The 23579-nt window shown below is 74.4% G+C and carries 19 protein-coding genes; 4 read left to right on the top strand and 15 right to left on the bottom strand.

All coding sequences use genetic code 11. The features are described from left to right. From AC3WUG_RS11075 to gnd, 10 genes are all read right to left on the bottom strand, one after another. On the bottom strand, positions 1 to 771 hold the full coding sequence (locus AC3WUG_RS11075) for an electron transfer flavoprotein subunit beta/FixA family protein (protein ID WP_492327708.1): 771 nt from the start codon (positions 769 to 771) through the stop codon (positions 1 to 3). Next, complete coding sequence (locus tag AC3WUG_RS11070) at positions 768 to 2123, bottom strand: MFS transporter (RefSeq protein ID WP_492327707.1); 1356 nt, start codon at positions 2121 to 2123, stop codon at positions 768 to 770. The genes AC3WUG_RS11075 and AC3WUG_RS11070 overlap by 4 nt, the downstream gene beginning before the upstream one ends. After that, positions 2114 to 2968, bottom strand: a complete 855-nt coding sequence (locus AC3WUG_RS11065; protein ID WP_492327706.1) for a MaoC/PaaZ C-terminal domain-containing protein — start codon at positions 2966 to 2968, stop codon at positions 2114 to 2116. The genes AC3WUG_RS11070 and AC3WUG_RS11065 overlap by 10 nt, the downstream gene beginning before the upstream one ends. A 28-nt stretch (positions 2969 to 2996) precedes the next feature. Beyond that, a complete protein-coding gene (locus AC3WUG_RS11060; RefSeq protein ID WP_492327705.1) occupies positions 2997 to 4517 on the bottom strand; it encodes an AMP-binding protein in 1521 nt (506 codons plus the stop codon). Next, positions 4514 to 5719 carry an L-carnitine CoA-transferase gene (gene caiB, locus AC3WUG_RS11055; protein ID WP_492327704.1) on the bottom strand — a complete coding sequence of 402 codons (1206 nt, stop codon included), beginning with the start codon at positions 5717 to 5719 and terminating at the stop codon, positions 4514 to 4516. The genes AC3WUG_RS11060 and caiB overlap by 4 nt, the downstream gene beginning before the upstream one ends. After that, positions 5719 to 6852, bottom strand: coding sequence for a crotonobetainyl-CoA dehydrogenase (caiA, locus tag AC3WUG_RS11050; RefSeq protein WP_492327703.1), 1134 nt, complete (start codon positions 6850 to 6852; stop codon positions 5719 to 5721). The genes caiB and caiA overlap by 1 nt, the downstream gene beginning before the upstream one ends. Then, complete coding sequence (locus tag AC3WUG_RS11045; protein ID WP_492327702.1) at positions 6837 to 7835, bottom strand: alpha/beta hydrolase fold domain-containing protein; 999 nt, start codon at positions 7833 to 7835, stop codon at positions 6837 to 6839. Before AC3WUG_RS11045 ends, caiA begins: the two co-directional genes overlap by 16 nt. 1 nt (position 7836) lies before the next feature. After that, positions 7837 to 9183, bottom strand: a complete 1347-nt coding sequence (locus tag AC3WUG_RS11040; protein ID WP_492327701.1) for an MFS transporter — start codon at positions 9181 to 9183, stop codon at positions 7837 to 7839. A gap of 277 nt (positions 9184 to 9460) precedes the next feature. After that, positions 9461 to 10732, bottom strand: coding sequence for a carboxylate--amine ligase (locus AC3WUG_RS11035; RefSeq protein WP_492327700.1), 1272 nt, complete (start codon positions 10730 to 10732; stop codon positions 9461 to 9463). Then, the gene (gene gnd / locus AC3WUG_RS11030) at positions 10729 to 12168 is read right to left on the bottom strand and encodes an NADP-dependent phosphogluconate dehydrogenase (RefSeq protein WP_492327699.1); all 1440 of its coding nucleotides are present in this window, start codon (positions 12166 to 12168) and stop codon (positions 10729 to 10731) included. The genes AC3WUG_RS11035 and gnd overlap by 4 nt, the downstream gene beginning before the upstream one ends. 111 nt (positions 12169 to 12279) lie before the next feature. Here gnd and AC3WUG_RS11025 point away from each other — a divergent pair, with 111 nt between their 5' ends. From AC3WUG_RS11025 to AC3WUG_RS11010, 4 genes are all read left to right on the top strand, one after another. Next, positions 12280 to 12861, top strand: a complete 582-nt coding sequence (locus AC3WUG_RS11025; protein ID WP_147796503.1) for a DUF3000 domain-containing protein — start codon at positions 12280 to 12282, stop codon at positions 12859 to 12861. A gap of 116 nt (positions 12862 to 12977) precedes the next feature. After that, complete coding sequence (locus AC3WUG_RS11020) at positions 12978 to 13553, top strand: helix-turn-helix transcriptional regulator (RefSeq protein ID WP_492327698.1); 576 nt, start codon at positions 12978 to 12980, stop codon at positions 13551 to 13553. A gap of 92 nt (positions 13554 to 13645) precedes the next feature. After that, on the top strand, positions 13646 to 14968 hold the full coding sequence (locus AC3WUG_RS11015) for an HRDC domain-containing protein (RefSeq protein ID WP_492327697.1): 1323 nt from the start codon (positions 13646 to 13648) through the stop codon (positions 14966 to 14968). 311 nt (positions 14969 to 15279) lie between these two features. Further along, positions 15280 to 17499 carry a 3-hydroxyacyl-CoA dehydrogenase NAD-binding domain-containing protein gene (locus AC3WUG_RS11010; protein ID WP_492327696.1) on the top strand — a complete coding sequence of 740 codons (2220 nt, stop codon included), beginning with the start codon at positions 15280 to 15282 and terminating at the stop codon, positions 17497 to 17499. 12 nt (positions 17500 to 17511) lie between these two features. Here the strand turns inward: AC3WUG_RS11010 and AC3WUG_RS11005 are convergent, their stop codons facing one another. The 5 genes from AC3WUG_RS11005 to dxs all read right to left on the bottom strand — a co-directional run bounded on the left by AC3WUG_RS11005 (position 17512) and on the right by dxs (position 23508). Beyond that, entirely contained in the window at positions 17512 to 17850 is a 339-nt protein-coding gene (locus AC3WUG_RS11005) for a hypothetical protein (protein WP_492327695.1), read from the bottom strand. Further along, positions 17847 to 18107: a hypothetical protein gene (locus AC3WUG_RS11000; RefSeq protein WP_492327694.1), complete on the bottom strand. Its 261-nt coding sequence runs from the start codon at positions 18105 to 18107 to the stop codon at positions 17847 to 17849. Before AC3WUG_RS11000 ends, AC3WUG_RS11005 begins: the two co-directional genes overlap by 4 nt. Positions 18108 to 18201: 94 nt before the next feature. After that, entirely contained in the window at positions 18202 to 19089 is an 888-nt protein-coding gene (gene pflA / locus AC3WUG_RS10995; RefSeq protein ID WP_492327693.1) for a pyruvate formate-lyase-activating protein, read from the bottom strand. A 118-nt stretch (positions 19090 to 19207) separates the two neighbouring features. Further along, positions 19208 to 21475, bottom strand: a complete 2268-nt coding sequence (gene pflB / locus AC3WUG_RS10990; RefSeq protein WP_492327692.1) for a formate C-acetyltransferase — start codon at positions 21473 to 21475, stop codon at positions 19208 to 19210. A 140-nt stretch (positions 21476 to 21615) separates the two neighbouring features. Then, positions 21616 to 23508 carry a 1-deoxy-D-xylulose-5-phosphate synthase gene (gene dxs / locus AC3WUG_RS10985; protein ID WP_492327691.1) on the bottom strand — a complete coding sequence of 631 codons (1893 nt, stop codon included), beginning with the start codon at positions 23506 to 23508 and terminating at the stop codon, positions 21616 to 21618. Positions 23509 to 23579 lie beyond the last annotated feature (71 nt).

Below are 23579 nucleotides of genomic sequence, written 5' to 3'. Positions count from 1 at the left end.
TCAGATCACGGCGTCGGCGCGCAGCGCCGCCACCAGCTCGGCCGCGGCAGCCGCGGGGTCGGACGCGTCGATCACGCGGCGGCGCCGGTCGCGCAGCTCCGGCGGCGCGGTGGCGATCACCTCGACCGCGGCGCCGTCGGCGGGGACCTGCGTCGCGTCGACCTGCTCGACGGGCCGCTTGCCCGCCGCGAGGATGTCCTTCATCCCGGGCACCCGCGGCACCGCGGCGTCGGCCGCCACGGCCAGGACGGCCGGCCCGGTCAGCGCGAGCACCTGGGAGCCGCCGGCGTGCGCGCGGTGCACCGTCAGGTGCCCGGGCGTGCCGGACACCGAGGTCACGCCGCTCAGGGCGGGCCAGCCGAGGGACCCGGCGAGCACCGCGGGAACCAGCTGCGCTCCCACGTCGACGGACGAGTCGCCCGCCAGCACGAGGTCGACCCCGCCGAGCCGCTCGACCAGCGCCGCGAGCGCCGTCCCGGTGCGGGTGCTGCCGGCCTCCGCCAGCGCGGCGTCGGCGAGCACGACGGCCCGGTCCAGCCCCCGGGACAGCGCGGCCTTCCGGGCCAGCGGCGTGGCCACCCCGGGGCCGCCCACGCTGATCCCGACGAGCTCGGCGCCGGCCTCGTCGGCGAGGCGGCGGCCGACCTCGATCGCCACGAGGTCGTACTCCGACACGGCGGGCTTGGCCCGGCTCCAGTCCACGACGCCGTCGGGTCCGACGGTCGCGTCCTGGGGGTTCGGCGCCCACTTGTAGGCGACGGCGATCCTCATCTGGTCCTCCTTCGGCCGAGCGGCAGGGCCGCCGACTCGGTCAGCGTCAGGCCCCGGGTCTCCGGGGCGAACAGCAGGGACACCACCAGGCCGAGCCCGGAGATCGCGGCGCCGGCGAGCATGGTGGCCCGGGTGCCGTAGGTCAGCAGGAACCCCGGCAGCACATAGGTGGAGATCACGGTCCCGATCCGGCTGAACGCCATGGCGGCGCCCACGGCGGACGCACGGATCTCGGTCGGGAACAGCTCGTTCGGGTACAGCCACTGCAGGTTGCCGGGGCCGCCGGAGAAGAACGCGTACAGCCCGAGGCAGCCGACGACGGCGAGCATCGCGGGGGCCGGCAGCGCACCGAGCAGCCCGAGCGCGGCGGTCATGATCGTGAAGCTCAGGATCAGCAGCCGACGCCGGCCGAGCGAGTTCGCCCAGTACATCGCCGGGAGGCAGCCCACCAGGAAGAAGGTGCCGATCACGATCTCGCCGATCGTCGCGACCTGCCGCTCCCCGAAGCCCAGCTCGGCCATGATCTGCGGCCCGTAGGTGTAGATGGCGAACATCGGCACGGCCTGGCACAGCCAGATGGTGCCGACGAACAGCACCTTGCCCAGGTAGCCGCGACGGAACAGCGCGGCGTAGGACACCTTGCCGCCGACCTCCGGCTCCAGCTCGACGTCCGCGCCGAGCACCCGGTGCACGATCGCCCGGGCCTCGGCGACCCGGCCGCGGCGCGCCAGCCACCGCGGCGACTCCGGGATGTCCCACCTGCCGACCAGGATCACCAGGCACGGCACGACCGCGCTGGCCAGCATCCACCGCCAGCCGCCGTCGACGTCGAGCAGCAGGTAGCCGACCAGGTAGGCGACGTTCGCGCCGAGGTACCAGGCCGCCGCGATGAGGCCCATCGAGATCGACCGGTACCGCCGCGGCGTGAACTCCGCGACCAGCGAGGTCGCGATCGGGTAGTCCGCGCCGATCACGATGCCGATCGCGAACCGCATCACCACGAGCTGCCACGGCTCGCCGACGAACGCGGTGCCGACCGAGATCGCGCCGATGCCGACGATGTCGATGACGAACATCCGCTTGCGGCCGATCCGGTCGGTCAGGTAGCCGCCGACCGAGGTGCCGAGGAACAGCCCGGCGAGCGCGGCGGCACCGATCAGGGCGATCCACCGCGCGTCCAGGTCCAGGGCGGGCGTGAGCTGGATGAGCGCGACTCCGATGATGGACAGCACGTAGCCGTCCAGGAACGGGCCGCCCGCCGAGAACGCCGTCACCCGCTTGAGGAACCGCGTCATCGGCACGTCGTCCAGCCGCACCCGCCCGGACCCGGGCTGGCGGGCGGTCAGGCCCACTCGACGACCCCCCAGTTCAGGAAGGGCTTCGCACCCGGGTCGTCGGCGTCCACGAGCCGGAAGTGCGCCCGGTGGTCGTCCATCCGCCACAGCTCGGTGCGCACCGTGGTGCCGGGCAGCACCGGGGCGGTGATCCGGGTCTTGAACCGGGTCAGCCGCTCGGGCTCGCCGGGCAGCAGGGTGCGGATCGCGTGCCGGCACACCACCCCGGCGAACGACACCGCGTGCAGGATCGGCCGGGGCTGGCCGTTCGCGGCCGCGTACTCCCAGTCCACGTGCTGCGGGTGGTAGTCGCCGGAGAGCCGGTAGATCAGCGCCTGGTTCTCGGGGATGCGCTCCTCGACCGCGACGTCCGCCGGCCGGTCCGGCATCTCCACCAGGTCCTTGGGCGCGGCAGGGCCGCCCCAGCCGCCGTCGTAGATCAGGCAGTCCCAGGACTCGTTGGTGAACAGCAGGTTCCCGTCGCCGTCGTAGGTGTCCCCGACGTGCTGGGCGAGCAGGCCCTTGCCCGGGCCGCGGTCGTACAGGCCCTTGAGCAGCACCTTCGTCGACAGCCGCCCGGCGAGCTGGGTGATCGGCCGGTGGAACCGCAGGTCGAAGCTCCAGTGCAGCGAGCCCGCGTAGTCGTAGCCGTAGTCGATGGTGCGGGTCACCTCGGAGTCCACGATCGGCATCGCGCCGAAGGTGGGCAGCACCTTCATGTCCTTCTCGTACACGTACTCCAGGTCGGTGCGGCCGTCGACCGCGCAGCCGGAGCCGAGCGCGAACAGGCTCAGGTCGCGGGTGGTGTACTCCTGCTCGAACGGGCCGAACCACTGCCCGACCATCTCGGTCTTGATCGCCATCTCGTCGTCCTCTCGGGTGCCGGTCGGATCAGGTCAGGGCGCCGGTGGCGACCTTGTAGCTGCGGGTGCGGGGCAGGCGGTCCACCAGGTCGACGACGGTGGGGACCATGTACCGGGGCAGGCGGGCGGCGCAGTGCGCCCGCACCGCGGCGGCGGTCAGGCCGCTGCCCGGCGCCGGGACCACCACGGCGCGGACCGCCTGGTCGTACACCGGGTCCGGGACGCCGTGCACGACGACCTCGGCGACGCCGGGGTGCTCGGCGAGCACCGCCTCGACGCGCGCCGGCGCGATGTTCTCGGCGCCGCGCTTGATGATCCGCGAGCGCCGCTCCACGTAGTAGAACCAGCCGTCCGCGTCCCGCCGGCCGAGGTCGCCCGTGCGCATCCAGCCGTCGGCGGTGTACAGCGCGGCCGTGGCCTCCGGGTCGTCCAGGTAGCCGGACATCAAGGACACGCCGGGCTCGCCGCGCAGCTGGATCTCGCCCACCTCGCCGGGCGGCAGCTCCCGGCCGTCGTCGTCCACGACCCGTGCGGCGTACCCGGGCGCGACCCGGCCGACCGACGGCCAGCGCCGCGGCCCGGTCGGCGGGTCGGTGAGCGGGGCGACCAGGCACTCGCTGGTGCCGTAGGAGTTGAGCAGGCGGACACCGAACCGGTGCTCGTACTCCGCCTTCTCGGCATCGGAGATCGGCAGGTAGTACAGCACCTCGCGCACGCGGTGGTCCCGCTCCCCCGGTTCGACCGGCCGGCAGAGCTGGGTGCGGACCATCATGGCGACGGACTGCACGACGGTGGCGCGGTGCTCGCGGACCTGCCGCCAGAACCGGGTGGCCGAGTACCGGTCCACGACGACCAACGTCGCGCCCGCGGTGAGCACGGGCAGCAACGCGTTGAGCTGGAAGTTCACGTGGCAGGCCGGCATCGTGGTCAGCAGCCGGTCGTCCGCGGTGAGCGCGGCCTGCCAGGTGACGAACCGGCCGGAGAACACCAGGTTGGCCTGGGACAGCACGACGCCCTTCGGCGTGGCGGTGGACCCGGAGGTGAACACGATGCTCGCCGGGGCGGCCGGGTCGAGGTCGGGCACCGGGACGCCCGCCCCGTCCGCGGCACCCGCCCCGTCCGCCCAGGCCGCGGCGTCGAGCACCGTCGGCGGCGTGCCCGCGTACCGGGTCGCCACCGCCGGCGCGGCGACCACGACCCGGGCCCGGGTGCGCGCGACGACCTGCGCGCACTCCGGCGCTGGCGTGCCGGGGTGCAGCACCACCGCCACCCCGCCGAGCCCGGACACCGCGAGGTACGCCTGCACCAGCTCCGGCCCCAGCGGCAGGTGCAGCACCACCGCGTCCCCCGGGCCGACCCCGGCGCGGGCGAGGTGCGCCGCACCGGCGGCGGCCAGCCGGTCGAGCTCGGCGTAGCCGTGCCGCCGGACCGCGCCGTCGCAGGCCACCGTCACCAGCGCGAGGTGGTCGCCGCGGCGGCCGACCTGCGCCCGCCAGAGCTCGGGCAGCGTCCGCGCCCGCCCCGGGTCCGTCACCGTCACCGTGCTCACCCCCGGCGGATCGTGCCGTTCGCGGCCAGCCGGGCGATCCCCTCCGGGGTGTAGCCGGCCTCGGCCAGCACCGCGTCGGTGTCCATGCCGTGCGTGGGCATGGGGCGCCAGATCCGGCCGGGGTTGCGGGTGAACTTCGGGACGATGCCCACCCCGCGCACCGCGGTGCCGTCCTGGGTCTCCCAGTCGACGATCGCCTCACGCTCCGCCAGGTGCGGCTCGGCGAGCAGCTGGTCGAACTCCAGCACCGCGTTGGCGGCGATCCCCACGGCGGAGAACTCGTCCTCCAGCTCCCGGGCCTGCTGGGTCAGGCAGAACTCGTCGAGCTTCTGCTCGATCAGGTCCGCGGCCGGGCCGTCGAGCCACAGCGCCGCGGTGTCCTCCGGGTAGTCCTCGGTCCCCCACAGGTGCCCGAGGCCGATCCGCTCCAGCAGGTACTTGTTCTGCGGCACCCCGTACACGCACAGCCCGATGAAGCCGTCGGCGCACCGGTACTCGCCGATGCCGCACAGGTTGGGGTGCCGGGCGCCCGGGCGCGGGTAGCGCGTGCCCGCGTTCAGGTAGTCCATCAGGTAGTACGCGCCGACCCGGAGCATCACCTCGTACATCGCCACGTCGATGCTGTCGCCCTGCCCGGTGGCCCGGGCGCGGTGCAGCGCCGCGAGCGCAGAGGCGGTGACCATCTCCGAGGTGAAGTAGTCCCCGACGTACGGCAGCGGGGCCATCGGCTGCTCCGGGGTGCCGTTCTGCGCCAGGTACCCCGAGTAGGCCTGCACGGTCAGGTCGTACGCGGCCCGGTTCACCCGCTCCGGCACCCCGTACTGGCCGAACCCGGACACGTGCACGATGACCAGCGCCGGGTTCCGCTCCCAGAGCAGCTCGTCGGTGATGCCGCGGCGGGCGTAGGTCGGGCCCTTGGAGGACTCGATGAAGATGTCCGCGTCCGCGATCAGGTCCAGCAGCACCTCCCGGCCCTCGTCCGTGAACGGGTTCAGCCCGATCGAGCGCTGGTTGCGCCGCTCCATCTCCTTGACCCAGGTGGTGTCGCGCATCGAGTCGCCGGTGCGGGTGTTCTCCACCCACACCACGTCCGCGCCCCACTCCGCCATCAGCGCGGCGGCGGTCGGCGCGGCGATCTCCACCGCGGCGTACACGACCTTGACCCCGGACAGCGCCCCGAACGCGGGGACCGCCCCGGGCATCAGCGGTACTCCTTCAGCGCGGCGCGCCCGACGGTCAGCACCATCATCTCGTCGGTGCCGCCGCTGATCCGCTCCACCCGCAGGTCGCGGTAGAACCGCGCGACCCGGTGCGCCCCGGTGACCGCGATCCCGCCCAGGACCTGGATCGCGTCGTCCACCACCTGCGCGGCGGCCTGGGTGCAGTACAGCTTGGCCATCGAGCAGTCGCCCTTGCCGAGCAGGCCGTTGTCCGCCTTCCAGGCCGTCTCGTAGACCATGTTCCGCATGGTGCTGAGCGCGATCCGCATCCGGGCGACCTTGTCCTGGATCAGCTGGTAGCGGCCGATCGCCTGCCCGCCCTGCTCGCGCTGGTTGGCGTACCGGCAGGCGTCCTCGTACGCGCACAGCGCCCAGCCGTAGTCGCAGGCGGCCACGAGGAACCGCTCCAGGTCGAAGTCCGCGACGGTGCGGGCGAAGCCCTCGCCCTCCCGCCCGAACATGTCCTGCTCGCGCAGCTGCACGTCGTCGAAGTAGACCTCGCAGCACGAGTCCATCCGCAGGCCGAGCTTGTCCAGGGGTTCGCGGGTGATGCCGGGCAGCGACAGGTCGACGAACCACTCGGTGTACTGGTCGAGGTCGTCGGCGTTCCGGGCCATCACGACGAGCTGGTCCACGCCGAGCGAGGAGGTGATGAACGTCTTGTGCCCGTTCAGGTACACCTTGCCGTCCCGGCGGGAGTACGTGGTCGCCATCGCGGCGAAGCTCGACCCGGCGCCCGGCTCGGTCATCGCGAAGTTCCAGATCTGCTTGCCGGTGCCGACGTAGGACAGGATCTTCTCGATCTGCTCCGGCGTGCCGACCTCCAGCACCGTCCCCAGCGTCGGCAGCTGGTAGAGGACGTACGTCGGCACGCCGTGCCGGCCGAGCTCCTCCCACACGGCGGCCACCGTGGTCCAGCCGGCAGCCAGCCCGCCGTGGGCCTCGGGCAGCAGCAGGGTGTCCACGCCGAGCTCGCACAGCGCGGCGACGAACCGCTCCGGGTAGGCGTGCTCGGCGTCGCAGCGCGCGAAGTACGGCTCCCAGGCCTCGCGCTCCATCAGCTCGCGGACGGCCTGGACCATCAGGTCCTGGTCCTCGGTCAGTCGGAAGTCCATCGGGGGGCCTCTCTCGAAGGGTGGGACGGGCGGGGGTCGCCGGCGTGGGTCCGGCGGTGCGCGGCGTGGAACTCGGCGCCGGCCGCGAGCGCCGCGCGCGCCTCGGGCAGGTCGCGGGAGCAGTGCAGGAAGGCGTGCAGCACGCCCGGGAACACCTGCAGCCGGTGCGGCACGCCCGCCGTGCCCAGCAGCCGGGCGAGCGCCACCGAGTCGTCCAGCAGGGGGTCGAGGTCCGTCGCCGCGAGGTACACCGGCGGCAGGGCCGACAGGTCGGCGGCCAGCAGGTCCACCGCCGGGTCGTCGGCCTCGTCGCCGAGGTACGCGGCGACGTACCCCGCCAGGTCGGCCGGGGTCAGCCCGTCCCAGGGGCCACCCAGCAGCCGGCGGGACACCGAGTCCCGCAGGCCGTACAGGCCGTACCAGAGCAGCAGCGGCCCGAGCGCGGGGCGGTCCCGGTCCGCGAGGTGCAGCGCGGTGGCCAGCGCCAGGTGCGCGCCCGCCGAGTCGCCGGCGAGGGCGACCGGGCCCTCGCCGGCGACCGCGACGTCCCGGACCACGGCCGCGCACTCGTGCACCGCCTGCGGGTGCCGGGCCTCCGGGGACAGCGTGTAGTCCACCGCCGTGACCCGCGCCCCGGTCCCGGCGGCGAGGGTGCGCACGATCCGGTCGTGGCTGTCCAGGCCGCCGAGCACGAACCCGCCGCCGTGCAGGTAGACGACGTGGCCCGCGGCGGGGTCGTGCTCCGGGGCCGGGTGCTGCTCCCGGACCCGCACCGCCCCGTACGGCGTCGGCACGGTCCGCTCGACGGTGCGGGCCATCGCCGGGCCCCCCTCGTTCCAGTACCGGTGCTCGGCGTCGTAGCTCGCCCGTCGCGCGGCCAGGTCGTCGCCGGGGACGCCGACCTCGGTGGCCAGCCGCTCGGTCGTGGCGAGCACCGCGCGCATCCGCGGGGTGCACCGGGCGAGCACGTCGACGCCGGCCACGTCAGGCCGCCGCCTCGGCCGCCGGCGCCGCCTCGTACGCCGCGGCGAGCCCGTCGCGGCGCGACCGGACGTAGGTCGAGAGCCCGAGCGCGGCGGCCGCGGCCAGCGCGGCGATGCCCGCCAGGATCCAGAACACCGTCGGGTAGGCGGTGGTGACGTCGCCGGCCTCCTCGGCCCGGTCCAGGATCGAGCCCAGCCAGATCGCGGAGAACGTGTCCGGCAGGAAGCCGATCACGGACAGCACGCCGGTGGCGGCGCCGAAGGCGGACAGCGGCACCTTGCCCTCGGTGAGCATCCCGGAGCAGATGCCGAACACGCCGTTGGAGATGAATCCGAGCGCGACGGCCAGCACGGCGATCGCCACGATGCTGCCGCGGTCCCCGGGCAGCAGGGCCACCCCGGCGAACGCGACCGCCGCCAGGACGCAGCCGATCCAGATCACCAGGGACGACTTCTTCGCCCGGTGCGCCAGCATGCCGAACAGCGGGCCGGCCAGCAGCGTGATGCCGTAGGTGCGGACCACCGACACCGCGTTCGTGACGTTCGCGTCCGCGCCGAGCGCGGTCATGTACGGCGCCGTGTACGACGTGCAGGTGTAGAAGAAGTAGACGAAGAACAGCGTCACCGAGGTCAGCAGCACGACCGGGTTGGTCAGCGCCCGCGCCGCGTCCGCGACCACCGCCCCCACCGAGCCACCGCTGCTGATCTCGCCGTCGAACCGCGGGATGCACACCAGGGACAGCACGCCGAGCACCGTGATCATCGCGCCGATCACGACCAGGAACATCTGGAACGCGGCCGCCGGGTCGTCGGAGAACGCCCCGAGGATCCAGGTGCCGATCACGCCGATCAGCAGACCCGCCGCGCCGTAGAACCCGTACGAGATGCCGATCTGCCGGGAGTACTCCTCCTCGGTGGAGATCAGCCGGACGAGCTTGTACCGGCAGCCCCACCACAGCAGGATCGAGGAGAAGCCCATGCCGATGAAGATCGCGATCAGCAGCCCGAACGACGGCAGCATCGCGTAGGCGAACGTCAGGGCGGCCGTCGTGAAGAAGCCCGTCGCGCTCAGCGTGCGCATCCGCACCCGGTCCGCGATGAGGCCGGAGAACAGGTAGGTGGCCACGGCGGTCCAGGCGTAGGCGCTCATCAGCTGCCCGACCTGGGTGTTGGTGATGTGCAGCGCCTCGAGCTGGGCGTCGTAGAAGGTGTTCTTCAGGTAGGCCGGGGCGTAGATGGTGGAGCTGCCCATGCTGACCAGGATCAGCACGGCCCACCGGCGGGCCGGGCTCAGATCGGCTGCCCGGACCCCGCTGACGGCGGCGGTGCCGTCGGTGCTGCGCGCCATGGCGTCGTCCTCTCCGCGGGCCCGGCTGCATGCCGGGCGACACGGGGAGCCTGTCGAGCGCGCGGCGGCCCGCCGGACCACCTCTCGCGGTTCGCGCGCCCGATGGGTAGCCGGGCGGGCGCGGTTCGGTAGTGACCTGCGTCGCATCCGTAGCTGTCCGCGCGACCTTGCGCCTCGGGTCACAAGCGTCGGTCGGGGCACGCAGCACGGCCCGGTCGCGACGGGTGCGTCGCGGACCGGGCCGTGGGGTCGTGCGGTGGTGCGGGGCCGTGCGGGGTCAGAACCCCGTGCTCGTCGGCTCCGGGTAGTACCGGCGGAACTTGCGCACCTGGTTCAGCCCGGCGGCGAGCACGTACCAGCGCCGCTTGAGCCCAGCGTCGCGCCGGTACCGCAGCGGGTGCGCCACCCGCCCGGCCCGGATGAGCCCGCGCACCTTCCCGGCCAGCGCCGGGTCCAGCACGTACCGCAGCAGCAGCCGGTGCGGCAGGATCGAGTACAGCACCTCGGTGTCCACCACGACCGGCTCGACGGCGCGGTCGAGCACCCGGTCCTCGACGAGGAACCGCGCGACGTTCGCCCCGGCGGCCGTCACGTAGTAGTTGTTCCGCCCGATGCGCGGGTTGACCTCGAAGAACCGGAACGACCCGTCCCGGGGGTCGACCTTCACGTCGAAGTTCGCGAACCCGACGTAGCCCACGCCGCGCAGGAGCGCCGCCGCCTGGTCGAGCATCCCCTGCTCCCGGGTGACGACCATCGCGGCCGGGTTGCCCAGGCCGGACGGCGTGTGCTCCTCGAGCAGCACGTGCGCGGAGGCGAGCAGCGTGATCGAGCCGCGGGAGTCCACGTACGCGGTGATCGACCGCATCTGGGTGTCGTCGCCCGGAACGAGCTCCTGGACGACGAACCGCCCGCGGAACCCGGCGGCCTTCAGCGACGCCCACAGCGCGTCGAGCTCGTCGGCCGAGGCGATCTCGAAGACCTTCTTCTTCCCCGGGAACTCGACCTCCTGGTAGTCGGCGCTGCTGGCCGCCTTGGCGATCAGCGGGTAGCCGACGTCCACCGGGACCGGCGCCCAGGCCGGGTCGTCGGCGAGCGCGAAGTCCTGCACGATCGTCCGCGGCACGGCGAGGCCCAGGTCGGTGGCGATCTCGGCGAACGTCGCCTTGTCCGACAGCCGGTCCAGGAGGTCCTCGTCGAGGAACGGCACCACGTAGTGCGGCTCGAGCTCCGCGCGGTGCTGGACGACCACCCGGACGAGCCAGTCCGAGTTCGCCAGCAGCACCAGCCGCTTCCCGGCCTGCTCGCGGGCCACCTCGAGCACGGCGTCCACGAGCTGCCGCGGGTCGTGCCCGTCCGCGACGAGCCGGTTGTCCACGATCCGGGAGTCGGCGACCGGCCCGAGGGCGGCCCCGCTCACGACGACCGACCGGACGCCGTACGCCTCGTGGAACGCCCGCGCGAGCGCGTACACGCCGATGTCGGCGCCGAGCATGACGGGCTGCAGGTCGCGCAGCCCCTCCGCGCCCGGCGCCGTGTCCGCCGCGCTCACGCCTCGTGCTCGGCGCGGTCGCCGGACCACTCGGTGTGGAACGTGCCGTCCTTGTCCACGCGCTTGTAGGTGTGCGCGCCGAAGAAGTCGCGCTGGGCCTGGATCAGCGCCGCCGGCAGCCGCTCGGCCCGCACGCCGTCGTAGTACGACAGCGAGGACGAGAACGCCGGGGTCGGCACGCCGGCCAGCGCGGCCTGGGCCACGACCCGGCGCCACGCGGGCACGCCGTTGCCGACCGCGCCGGTGAAGTACTCGTCGGCGAGCAGCAGCGGCAGGTCCGCGTCCCGCTCGTACGCCTCGGTGATCCGGTTGAGGAACCGGGCGCGGATGATGCAGCCGCCGCGCCAGATGCGGGCCATGGCACCGCGGTCGATGTCCCAGCCGTTCTCCGCGGAGGCGGCCGCGATCTGGTCGAAGCCCTGCGAGTACGCGACGACCTTCGACGCGTACAGCGCCAGGCGGACGTCCTCGATGAACGCGTCCCGGTCGGCGACCTCGAAGGCGCCGGCGTGCGCGGGGAGCGTGCCGCGGGCGGCGGTGCGCTGCGGGACCGAGCCGGACAGCGCGCGGGCGAACGTGGCCTCCGCGATGCCGGTGATCGGCACGCCCAGGTCCAGGCCGTTCTGCACCGTCCAGCGGCCGGTGCCCTTCTGCTCGGCCTGGTCGAGGACGACGTCCACGAACGCGGACCCGGTCTCGGCGTCGACCTGGGACAGCACCTCGGCGGTGATCTCGATGAGGAACGACTCGAGGTCCCCCTCGTTCCAGGTCCGGAAGATGTCGGCGATCTCCGCGGCGGACGCGCCCAGGCCCTGCTTGAGCAGGTCGTACGCCTCGGCGATCAGCTGCATGTCGGCGTACTCGATGCCGTTGTGCACCATCTTGACGAAGTGCCCGGCGCCGTCGGGGCCGACGTAGGTGCAGCACGGGGTGCCGTCGACCTTGGCGGAGATGTCCTCGAGGATCGGGCCCAGCACCGCGTACGACTCGCGCGAGCCGCCCGGCATGATCGACGGGCCGTTGAGCGCGCCCTCCTCGCCGCCGGACACGCCGGTGCCGACGAAGTGCAGCCCCTTGGCCCTCAGCGCGGCCTCGCGGCGGCGGGTGTCCGGGAAGTGCGCGTTGCCCGCGTCGATGACGATGTCGCCCTCGTCCAGCAGCGGCACCAGCTCGTCGATCACCGCGTCCGTCGGGCCGCCGGCCTTGACCATGATGATGACCTTGCGCGGCCGCTCGAGCGACGCCACGAACTCCTCGGTGGTCACCGACGGCACGAAGGTGCCCTCGTCGCCGTGGTCCGCGATCAGCGAGTCGGTCTTCGCCTGCGAGCGGTTGTGCACCGCGACCGTGTAGCCGTGCCGGGCCAGGTTGCGGGCGAGGTTGCGGCCCATGACGGCGAGGCCGGTGACGCCGATCTGTGCGGCGGGTGCAGACATGCGCGGGTGCTCCTTCGAGGGGGTGCCAGGGCAGGTTCACCCTAGTCCGGGGCCTCGCCGCCCGGCGTGCCGCGACCGCAGGACGAGAGCGGCGCCCCTACGCTCGGCGCTGTGAGCACCGGCCCCCGCGACGCGCCACCGGAGTTCCTGCGCGCCCTGCGGTCGCTGCGGGGCGTCACCCTGCGGCCCGAGGTGTCCCTCGAGGAGGCGCCCGGTCCCGCGCGCATCGCCCCGTACACCGCGGCCCTCGTCGCGGACGTCCGCAGCGGCCGCCGCGACCCCGACGCCGAGGAGCTCGCGTCCGGCCGGTTCGTCGTGCTGCACGACCCCGCGGGCCAGGAGGCCTGGGACGGCGCGTTCCGGCTCGTGACCCTGGTGCGCGCGACGCTCGAGCCCGAGGTCGGCCAGGACCCGCTGCTCGCCGAGGTGGCGTGGAGCTGGTTCTCGGACGCGCTCGCGTCCGCCGACGTCGACGCCCGCGCCGCCGGCGGCACCGTGACCCGCGTGCTGTCCCAGTCGTTCGGCGCCCTGGACGAGCGCCCGGAGCTCTGCGAGCTCGAGCTGCGTGCCTCCTGGACGGCGCGCGACGAGGACCTCGCGCCGCACCTGCGCGCGTGGGGCACCCTGCTGTGCACGGTCGCCGGGCTGCCGCCGCTGCCCGAGGGCGTGGTCGCGCTGGGGCCGCGGCACTGAGCGCGCCCGTGACAACCGGGTCACGAGCGGGTCACGATGTCACCCGATCTGCTCAAGACACCTCGGCGGCGGACCGATAGAAGGGGCAAGTGGTGGACCGTCAAGGGGGCACAGCAGTGAGCATCGAGCCGATTCGACGAGGCACCGGCCTCGCGCCGGGCGTCCCGGCTGCCCGCGCGGGCGCGGTCGCCACGCAGGCGCGCCGCCCCGGCTCGCAGGGCGCCGGCACGGGCACCGACCCCCGTCGGCGGCCCCTGGGCCAGATGTGCGTCGTCGTCACCGAGCTCGCCGAGGGCGACGGGCAGACCCTCGTGCGGAACCTGCGCCGCCGCGGCTCCGGCCGCGTCATCCTGCTCGCCCGCCGGGCCGGGCGCCGTGACCTCGTCGGCCTGCTCACCGGCGGCCTCCGGGGCGCCGTCGCCACCGAGCCCAACGCGACCGTCGGCCAGCCCGGCGCCGCCCCGGGCGCGGTGCCGTCGCCGTTCGCGCGCACCCGCCCCGACCTCACGTCGCGCGAGCTCAGCGTGCTGCGCCTCGTCGCCGACGGGTTCAGCAACCGGGCCATCGGCGACGAGCTCGGCCTGTCCGCGCTCACCGTGAAGAGCCACCTCGCACGCATCTCGCGCAAGCTCGGCACCGGCGACCGCGCCGCGCTGGTCGCCATCTCCATCCGCACCGGCCTGCTCGCCTGACGGTGGCGGTGGCGGCGGCGCCGGACGGTGCGCGGGGCACCGCCCCTGCGCGCCGGACCGGGAGCGGCGCCCCGACAGCCTACGGTTGTCCCATGCAGTCAGTCCCGCACCCGGCCGGTACCCCGGCCGAGGAGACCAGCGCCCCGGCCGGCGCCGACCACGACGTCCCCGGGGACGCGACCGAGCCGACGACGCCCGCCGAGCCCGCCGTCGTCCCGCTCACCGAGCCCGCCGAGGGCGTGCCCGCCGTCGTCGACACCCCCGAGGCCTTCGCCCGGGTGGTCGAGGCGTTCGGCGCGGGCACCGGCCCCGTCGCCGTCGACGCCGAGCGCGCGTCCGGCTACCGGTACGGGCAGCACAACTACCTGGTGCAGGTGCGCCGCGAGGGCGCCGGCACCGCGCTGATCGACCCCGTGGCCCTGCCCGACCTGTCCCCGCTGTCCGACGCCCTCGTCGGCGTCGAGTGGGTGCTGCACGCCGCCTCCCAGGACCTCGGGGCGCTCGCCGAGCAGGGCATGCGGCCGTCGCGCGTCTTCGACACCGAGCTCGGCGCCCGGCTCCTCGGGCTGGAGCGGGTCGGCCTCGCCGCCGTCGTCGCCGAGCTGCTCGGCCTCGGGCTGGCCAAGGAGCACTCCGCCGTCGACTGGTCCACCCGCCCGCTGCCCGAGCAGTGGCTCCGGTACGCCGCGCTCGACGTCGAGGTGCTGGTCGAGCTGCGCGAGGTGCTGGCCGAGCGGCTGGCCGTCGCGGGCAAGGCGCAGTGGGCCGCCGAGGAGTTCGAGGCCGTGCGCCTCGCCCCGCCGCCCGCGCCGCGCGTCGAGCCGTGGCGCCGGGTGTCCGGCGTGCACGCGATCCGCGACCCGCGCCGGCTCGCCGTCGTCCGCTCGCTGTGGGAGACCCGCGACGAGAACGCCCGGCAGCGCGACATCTCCCCCGGGCGCGTCCTGCCCGACGCCGCGATCGTCGCCGCCGCCCAGGCGCTCCCCCGGTCCGTGCCGCAGCTCGTGGCCCTGCCGCAGTTCTCCGGCAAGGGCACCCGGCGCCGCGCCGCGCTCTGGCAGCGCGCGATCGACACCGGCCTGCAGCTCCCCGACGACCAGCTGCCCAGCAGCCGCGGGCCGCGCACCGACGCCCCGCCGCCGCCGCGCGCCTGGGCCGACCGCGACCCGGCGGCCGCCGTCCGGCTCACCGCGGCGCGCGCCGTCGTGGCCGAGCTGTCCGAGACGCACACCGTGCCGGCCGAGAACCTGCTGCAGCCGGACCTGCTGCGCCGGGTCTGCTGGGCCCCGCCGACCCCGGCCGACGAGCAGCACCTCGCCGAGCGCCTCGCGGCCGGCGGCGCGCGGCCGTGGCAGATCGGGCTGCTGGCCCCGCGCCTGGCGGAGGCCTTCGCCGCGGTCGCGACCCCGGCCTGACCGGCTCCGCGGCCGGCGTGCCGCGCCCCACTGCCCCACTGCCCCGCGCCCTGCGCGCCGCCCCGCGCCGGATGCACCGCGAGTGCACATCCGACGCGTCGAGTGCCTCTCCACGGGATAGGCACTCGACGTGTCGGTTGTCCCCTCGGCGACCGGAGGGGGCACCGGGCGGGCGGCTGACGTGCCGACGCCGACCCTCGCTGACCTGCGGGGCCGCGGCGCGCCGTCGCCCCGGCGCCGCGACAGCGGGCACCGGCGCGACTAGGGTCACGGTGTTCCGACCGGACACCGTCGTCCCCAGGGAGTGCTGCATGCGTCACGCCGCCACCGAGCCGTCCCCGTCGTCCGCCCCGCGCGACCCCGCCGCGCCCGGCGCCCACGCGCACGGCGCCGCCGCAGCGCCCCGCGACCTCCCCGCCGAGGCCGACGACCACGTCCTGCGCGTCACCGCACGGGACGTCGACCTGCCGGACGGCGCCGGCGTGCTGGCCCTGCTCACCCTCACCGCGACCGACGAGCGCCGCCCCACGACCCTCGGCCCGCGCGGCCTCGCCGTCCTCCGGGAGGCCCTGGACGCCGTGCGCGCCCGCGCCGAGGCCGGCGAGATCGCGGCCGTGGCCGTCACCGGGCGCCCGGGCTGCTTCGTCGCCGGCGCCGACCTGTCCGTCGCCCGGCGCCTCGACGGGCTCGAGCAGACCCGCGCCCTCGCCGAGGCCGGCCACGCCGCGCTCCGGCCGCTCGGCGAGCTGCCGGTGCCGACGTTCGCCTGGCTGACCGGCCACGCCCTGGGCGGCGGCCTGGAGCTGGCCCTGCACTGCGACCACCGCGTCGCGGCCGCGGGCATCCGGTCGATCGGGCTCCCGGAGGCGTCGCTCGGCATCGTGCCGGGCTGGGGCGGGTCGTGGCTGCTGCCCCGCCTGGTCGGCCTGACCGCCGCCGTCGACCTCGCCGTGCTGCGCCCGCTCGCGAACAACCGGCTCACCACCGCCGAGCAGGCCCTGGAGCTCGGCCTGGTGGACGCCGTGCTCCCCGTCGAGGGCTTCGAGCAGTCCGCGCTCGCCTGGACCGCCGGCGTGCTGCGCGCGGGATCGCCGGACCGCCGCGCCGCGACGGTGCCGCCCGTGCCGGAGGGCGAGCCCGACCCGGTCGCGCGCGCCGCCGCCACCCTGGACGCCCGGCTGCACGGCGCCGCCCCCGCGTACGCGCACGTCCTGGACCTGCTGGCCCGCGCGGGGTCGCGCGACCGGGAGGCCGGCTTCCACGCCGAGGACGACGCCCTGTCCCGGCTGCTCGCGTCCGACGAGGCCCGCGCCGCGCTCTACGCCGCGGAGCTCACCGGCCGGGGCGCCCGCCGCGCCGCCCGCGCCGAGGCGGACGACGCCGCACCCCGCGAGATCCGGGGCGTCGGCATCGTCGGCGCCGGGCTGATGGCCGCGCAGCTCGCCGTCCTGCTCGGGTCGCGGCTCGGCGTGCCGGTGGCGATGCGCGAGGTCGACGAGGAGCGGGCCGCCGCCGGGCGCGAGCGGGTGCGGGACCTCGTCGGGTCCGCGGTGTCGCGCGGCCGGTTGGCCGAGGACGCGGGCCGCGCGCTGCTCGACGGCGTCCGGGTCGGCACCGACCTGGCCGACCTCGCCGACGCGGACCTCGTGATCGAGGCGGTCACCGAGGTGCTCGACGTCAAGCGCGCCGTGTTCGCCGAGGTGGAGGCGCTGGTCCGGCCGGACTGCGTCCTCGCCACCAACACGTCCGCCCTGTCGGTGACCGCGATGGCCGACGGCCTCGCGCACCCGGAGCGGGTCGTCGGGCTGCACTTCTTCAACCCCGTCGCCCAGATGCCGCTCGTCGAGGTCGTCGCCACGCCGTCCTCGGACGCCGCCGCGCTCGCCACCGCCGTCGACGTCGCGCGGCGCGCGGGCAAGACCGTCGTGCGCACGACCGACCGGCCCGGCTTCGTCGTCAACCGGGTGCTCCTGCGGATGCTCGCCGACGTGCTGGGCGCGGTCGAGGACGGCACGCCCGTCGAGGCCGCGGACGCCGCGCTGCGCCCGCTCGGCCTGCCGATGAGCCCGTTCGCGCTGCTGCAGCTCGTCGGCCTGCCCGTCGCCCGGCACGTCCTCGTCACGCTGCACGACGAGCTCGGCGACCGCTACCCGCGGTCTCCGGGCCTGGACGCGCTGGTCGAGCAGGGCCGCGGCGTCGCCGTGCCAGGCCCCGCGGGCCTCCCCGTCGTCGACCCCGCGATCCAGGACGCGTTCGGGGCGCCCACGGCCGGCGGGACCCGCGCCGAGCAGGAGGCCGCCGTGCTCGACCGTGTGGCCCACGGGCTGGCCGAGGAGATCGGCTCCCTGCTGGACGAGGGCGTCGTGCCGTCGGCGGACCAGGTCGACCTGGCGATGCTGCTCGGCGCCGGCTGGCCCGCGCACCTGGGCGGGATCTGCCCGTGGCTGGACCGCACCGGCTGGTCCGAGCGCGTGCTCGGGCGCCGGCTGCTCCCGCCGGGTGTCGCCGACGCGAGCGCGGCGGCGGCCTGACCGGCTCGACGCTCAGCCGGCCTCGAGGTAGCGGTCGAGCGCGTCCCGCACGATCTGGCTCCGGGTCAGACCCTGCTGCTCGAGGCGCTCGATCGCTGCCTCCTGCGCGGCGCTGATCGTCACGTTGACCCGGGGCGACCGCACGCCTCGGCGTCCCGCGCCACCACCCACCCGGGGGCGGCCGACCGAGCGCTCGACGGCGCGGACGTCGACACCTGCGGCCTCGAGCAGGGAGCGCCCGTAGGCAGATGCGGCGTCGCCTGTCAGGATCTCGCGCGGCTCGCCCCAGGTCGCCGGGTCGGCGGCGAACGCCGCCAGACGCACCTCGTCGTGCTCCGTCATCTCGCTCACCCCTCCTGGTACCCGACTCGCGAGCGGGTCGACTCCCGCAACCGCATCACGTGGAAGATCCACACCCGGTCCGGCGGGGTCACGTCCGCCAGCACCTCCAGGGTGCCGAACCGGCTCGGGCCGATGAACAACGTCGGCGCGGTCGGGCCGATGCGCGGCTGGCCGAACTCCCGGACCACCACCCGGGCGTGCGCCATCGCGTAGAGCGCCTCGTCGTGCGGAATCGCGTGCTCGTCGGCGCTCGCCGCCCAGGTCACGCCCACGTCACTGTCCCATCCCGGCGGGGATTGTGTCCACCACTAGTAGACGCAGGGTCCAGCAACGGTCGTCGGCGCTCGGCGCGGGCACGGCTCAGAACACCGTCAGCCCGCGGTCCCGGAACTGCTGCCGCACCCGCGCCACGAGCTCGGGGCTCGGCGGCTCGGTGTCCTCCAGCTCGTACGCCAGGCCCAGGCTCTGCCACTTGTCCCGCCCCATCTGGTGGAACGGCAGCACCTCCACCCGGCTGACGGTGGACAGCGAGGCGACGTAGTCGGCGACCGCGTCGACGTTCTCGGGCGCGTCGGTCAGCCCGGGCACGAGCACGAACCGGATCCAGATCTCGGTGCCGCTCGCCGCGACCCGGCGGCCGAAGTCGAGCGTCGGCTGCAGGTCCCGGCCGGTGGTCGTCTTGTACGTCTCGGGGATGCCCGACTTCACGTCGAGCAGCACCAGGTCGATGTCGGCGAGCATCGCGTCCGAGCAGTGCGCGCCGAGGTAGCCGGAGGTGTCGATCGCGGTGTGCACGCCGAGCTCCTTGGCCCCGCGGAGCAGCCGGGCGACGAACGCGGGCTGCATGAGCGGCTCGCCGCCGGAGATCGTCAGGCCGCCGCCGGTCACGGCGAACACCGGGACGTACCGCCGGATCCGGCGCAGCAGCTCCTCGGCCAGCACGGGCTCGCCGCGGCGCATCTCCATCGTGTCGGGGTTGTGGCAGTAGAGGCAGCGCAGCGGGCAGCCGGCCAGGAAGGTCGTGAGCCGGGTGCCGGGGCCGTCGACCGCGGTGACGAGCTCCCAGGAGTGCAGCGACCCCAGCTCGCCGGCGCGCATCTGCGCGAACTTCTCGCTGCGCTCCGCGTCGCTCACCGCGAGGCCCGCGGTGCCGGCCGTCGACCGCTCGTGCGAGCCGCCCGTGACGGGCAGGCCCAGCTCGATGACCGGGGCGCCGCCCTCGCCGACGACGGACTGGCTGCTGCTCATGGTCGCGACCTCCTCGCGGGGTCCTGCTGGGTGGTGCGGGTGGTACGGGTCGTGCGGGGCGGGGCCGCCCGGCCCGGGGCTGCTCCCCCGGGCCGGGCGGTGGTCCGCCGGTGCGGCGTCAGACGCCGCCGTGGAACGTCCGGGACAGCACGTCGAGCTGCTGCTCGCGGGTCAGCCGCACGAAGTTCACGGCGTAGCCCGACACCCGGATGGTGAGCTGCGGGTACTTCTCGGGGTGCTCCATGGCGTCCTCGAGGGTGTCCCGGTTGAGGACGTTGACGTTCAGGTGGTAGCCGGAGGACACGTTGTACGCGTCCATGAGGCCCACCAGGTTCGCCACCTGCTCCTCCTTGGTGCGGCCGAGGCCCGAGGGCACGACGGTCGAGGTGAGCGAGATGCCGTCCATCGCCTCGGAGTACGGCAGCTTCGCGACCGACATCGCGGAGGCGAGCATGCCGTGCGAGTCGCGCCCGTTCATCGGGTTGGCGCCCGGGGCGAACGGCTCGCCGGCGCGGCGGCCGTCGGGGGTGTTGCCCGTGGCCTTGCCGTAGACGACGTTCGAGGTGATGGTCAGCACCGACTGCGTGTGCAGCGAGTTCCGGTAGGTCTTGTGCCGCCGGATCTTCTCCATGAACGCCTTGGTGATGCCCACGGCGATGTCGTCGGCGCGGTCGTCGTCGTTGCCGTACGTCGGGAAGTCGCCCTCGATCACGTAGTCCGTGACCAGGCCGTCCTCGTCGCGCACCGGCGTGACCTTGGCGTACTTGATGGCCGACAGCGAGTCCGCCACGACCGACAGGCCGGCGATGCCGCAGGCCATGGTCCGGAGGATCTGCCGGTCGTGCAGCGCCATCTCGAGCCGCTCGTACGCGTACTTGTCGTGCATGTAGTGCACGCAGTTCAGCGCGTCGACGTAGGTCTCGGCCAGCCAGTCGAGCAGCGCGTCGTACTTCGCCGCCACGTCCTCGTAGTCGAGGACGTCGCCCTCGACCGGGGCGGACACCGGCGCGACCTGCTTGCCGGAGACCTCGTCGCGGCCGCCGTTGATCGCGTACAGCAGGGCCTTGGCGATGTTGACGCGGGCGCCGAAGAACTGCATCTGCTTGCCGACCCGCATCGGGGACACGCAGCAGGCGATCGCCGCGTCGTCGCCCCACGAGGTGCGGATCAGGTCGTCGGACTCGTACTGGATCGCCGAGGTGTCGATCGAGACCTGCGCGCAGAACTTCTTGAAGCCCTCGGGCAGCCGGTTGCTCCACAGCACGGTCAGGTTCGGCTCCGGGGCCGGGCCGATGTTGTACAGCGTCTGCAGGAACCGGAACGACGACTTGGTGACGAGCGGGCGCCCGTCCTCGCCGATGCCGCCGATCGACTCGGTGACCCAGGTCGGGTCGCCGGAGAACAGCTGGTCGTACTCGGGGGTCCGCAGGAACCGGACGATGCGCAGCTTGATGACGAAGTCGTCGATGAGCTCCTGCGCGAACTCCTCGGTGATCGCGCCCGACGCGAGGTCGCGCTGCAGGTACACGTCGAGGAAGGTCGAGGTGCGGCCCAGCGACATCGCCGCGCCGTTCTGCTCCTTCACGGCGCCCAGGTAGGCGAAGTACAGCCACTGGACGGCCTCGCGGGCGGTGGTCGCCGGCTTGGAGATGTCGTAGCCGTAGGACGCGGCCATCTGCTTGAGCTCGACGAGCGCGCGGATCTGCTCCGCGTTCTCCTCGCGGTCGCGGATGACGTCCTCGACCGACGGCTCCATGTCCATCTCGTGCCGCTCCAGGCGCTTGGCCTCGATCAGCGCGTCCACGCCGTACAGCGCCACGCGGCGGTAGTCGCCGATGATGCGGCCGCGGCCGTAGGCGTCGGGCAGGCCGGTGATGAGGTGCGACGAGCGCGCGGCCCGGACGTTCGGGGGGTACACGTCGAAGACGCCGTCGTTGTGCGTCTTGCGGTACGTGGTGAAGATCTTGGCGACCTCGGGGTCGACGTCGTAGCCGTAGGTCTCGAGGCTCTTCTCAACCATGCGCCACCCGCCGTTGGGGATCATCGCGCGCTTGAGCGGGGCGTCGGTCTGCAGGCCGACGATCAGCTCGTTGTCCTGGTCGATGTAGCCGGCCGGGTGCGACACGATCGTCGACGGGGTGTGGTTGTCGATGTCGTAGACGCCCTTGGCCCGCTCGGCGGGGAACATCTCGCTGAGCCGGGCCCAGATGCCGGTGGTGCGCTCCGTGGGGCCGGCGAGGAAGTCGGCCTCGCCGGTGTACGGCGTGTAGTTGCGCTGGATGAAGTCGCGGACGTCGATCCCGTCACACCAGGGTCCGGTGACGAAACCGTCCCAGGCCGGCGCGGTGGCGTCGGACCCGGTCGTGGGTACTGCGGTGGTGGACATCTGAAGCTCCCTCGCTGAGTGCGTCGTACTTGCGACGCTATTCACGAGGTCATGGGATGTCTTGGGACGGAGGTCCCTGCCCCGGTCCGGGGGCGCGCGGGGGGCGCGTGACGGTGCTCACGTCACGGACGGAGGTCCCGTCAGGCGGTCGCGCCGAGCGCCGCGAGCACGTCGCGGGCGAGGTCGGGCGCGGTCAGCCGGAGCCCGGTCAGCAGCTCGTCCCGGCTCGCGTGCTCGAGGTACCGGCGCGGCACCCCGAACGCCTGCACGGGCGTCGCGATCCCCGCGTCCCGCGCCCGGAGCCCGAGCGCCGACCCGACGCCGCCCTCGCGCACGCCGTCCTCGATCGTCACCGCGTGGTCGTGCTCCCCCACGAGCTTCACCAGCGCCGCCGGCACGGGCAGCACCCAGCGCGGGTCGACGACCGTCACCCGCAGGCCGTGCTGCGCCAGCAGCTCGCCGAGCGCCAGGGCGGTGCGTGCCATCGAGCCGACGCCGCAGACCAGCACCGACCGCGCGGCGCCGTCGGCCCCCGCGACCCCGTGCCGCGCGAGCACGTCCACGCCGTCGACGTCGTCGACCGCGGGCAGCGCCTCGGTCAGCGCGCCCTTCGGGTACCGCACCACCGTGGGCGCGTCGTCCACGTCCACCGCCGCGCGCAGCGCGGCCCGCAGCGTGTCCTCGTCGCGCGGCGCGGCCAGCCGCAGGCCCGGGACGACCCCGAGCAGCGCCATGTCCCACATGCCGTTGTGCGACGGGCCGTCGTCGCCGGTGAGCCCCGCCCGGTCCAGCACGAACGTCACCCCGGCCCGGTGCAGGCCCACGTCCATCAGCACCTGGTCGAAGGCCCGGTTGAGGAACGTCGCGTACACCGCGACCACCGGGTGCAGCCCGGCGAACGCCATGCCCGCGGCCGTCGTCACGGCGTGCTGCTCGGCGATCCCGACGTCGAACGTGCGGTCGGGGAACGCCTCCGCGAACGGCGCGAGCCCGACCGGCTGCAGCATCGCCGCCGTGATCGCCACGACGTCGGGCCGGCGGCGGCCGATCCGCACGATCTCGTCCGCGAACACGCCCGTCCAGCCGAACCGCGACGGCGCGACCGGCAGCCCGGTCTCGGGGTGGATCTGGCCGACCGCGTGGAACCGGTCCGCGACGTCCTGCTCGGCCGGGGTGTAGCCGCGGCCCTTCTCGGTGATGACGTGCACGATCACCGGCCCGCCGAACGACCGTGCCCGGCGCAGCGCGAACTCCACCGCCGCCTCGTCGTGGCCGTCGACGGGGCCGACGTACTTGAGGCCGAGGTCCTCGAACATCCCCTGCGGGGCGACCACGTCCTTGATGCCCTTCTTCAGGCCGTGCAGCGCGTCGTACGCCACCCGCCCGGGCGGCCCGGAGCGACGCAGCGCGCGCTTGCCCCAGGACAGGACCGTCTCGTACCCGCGGGTGGTGCGCAGCGCGTCGAGGTGCAGCGCGAGCCCGCCGATCGTCGGCGCGTAGGACCGGCCGTTGTCGTTCACCACGACCACCAGCCGGCGGTCCGCGCCGTCGGCGATGTTGTTGAGCGCCTCCCAGGCCATGCCGCCGGTGAGCGCCCCGTCGCCGACGACCGCCACGACGTGCCGGTCACCGCGGCCGGCGAGGGCGTTCGCCCGCGCGATGCCGTCCGCCCAGGACAGCGCGGTGGACGCGTGCGAGTTCTCGACGACGTCGTGCTCGGACTCGGCCCGGCTGGGGTACCCGGACAGCCCGCCGCTCTTGCGGAGCCGGGCGAAGTCCTGCCGGCCCGTCAGCAGCTTGTGCACGTACGCCTGGTGGCCGGTGTCGAACACCAGCGTGTCCCGCGGCGACTCGAACACCCGGTGCAGGGCGATCGTCAGCTCGACCACGCCGAGGTTCGGCCCCAGGTGGCCGCCCGTGCGGGACACCTGGTCGACCAGGTAGCCGCGGATCTCCCCGGCGAGCGCCCGGACCTGCCCGGCGGACAGCGCGCGCAGGTCGGCCGGGGACCCGATGCGGTCCAGCAGCCCCATGTCCCACCGCCCGTCGCCGTCGTCCGCGCGGCTCGCGTCCGAGAGGACCCCACCCTAAGGGGCCGGGTCGC

This window comes from Cellulomonas sp. EB106-03-03-XG116, assembly GCF_058792015.1.
This window is presented reverse-complemented; position numbering and strand designations above follow the sequence as displayed.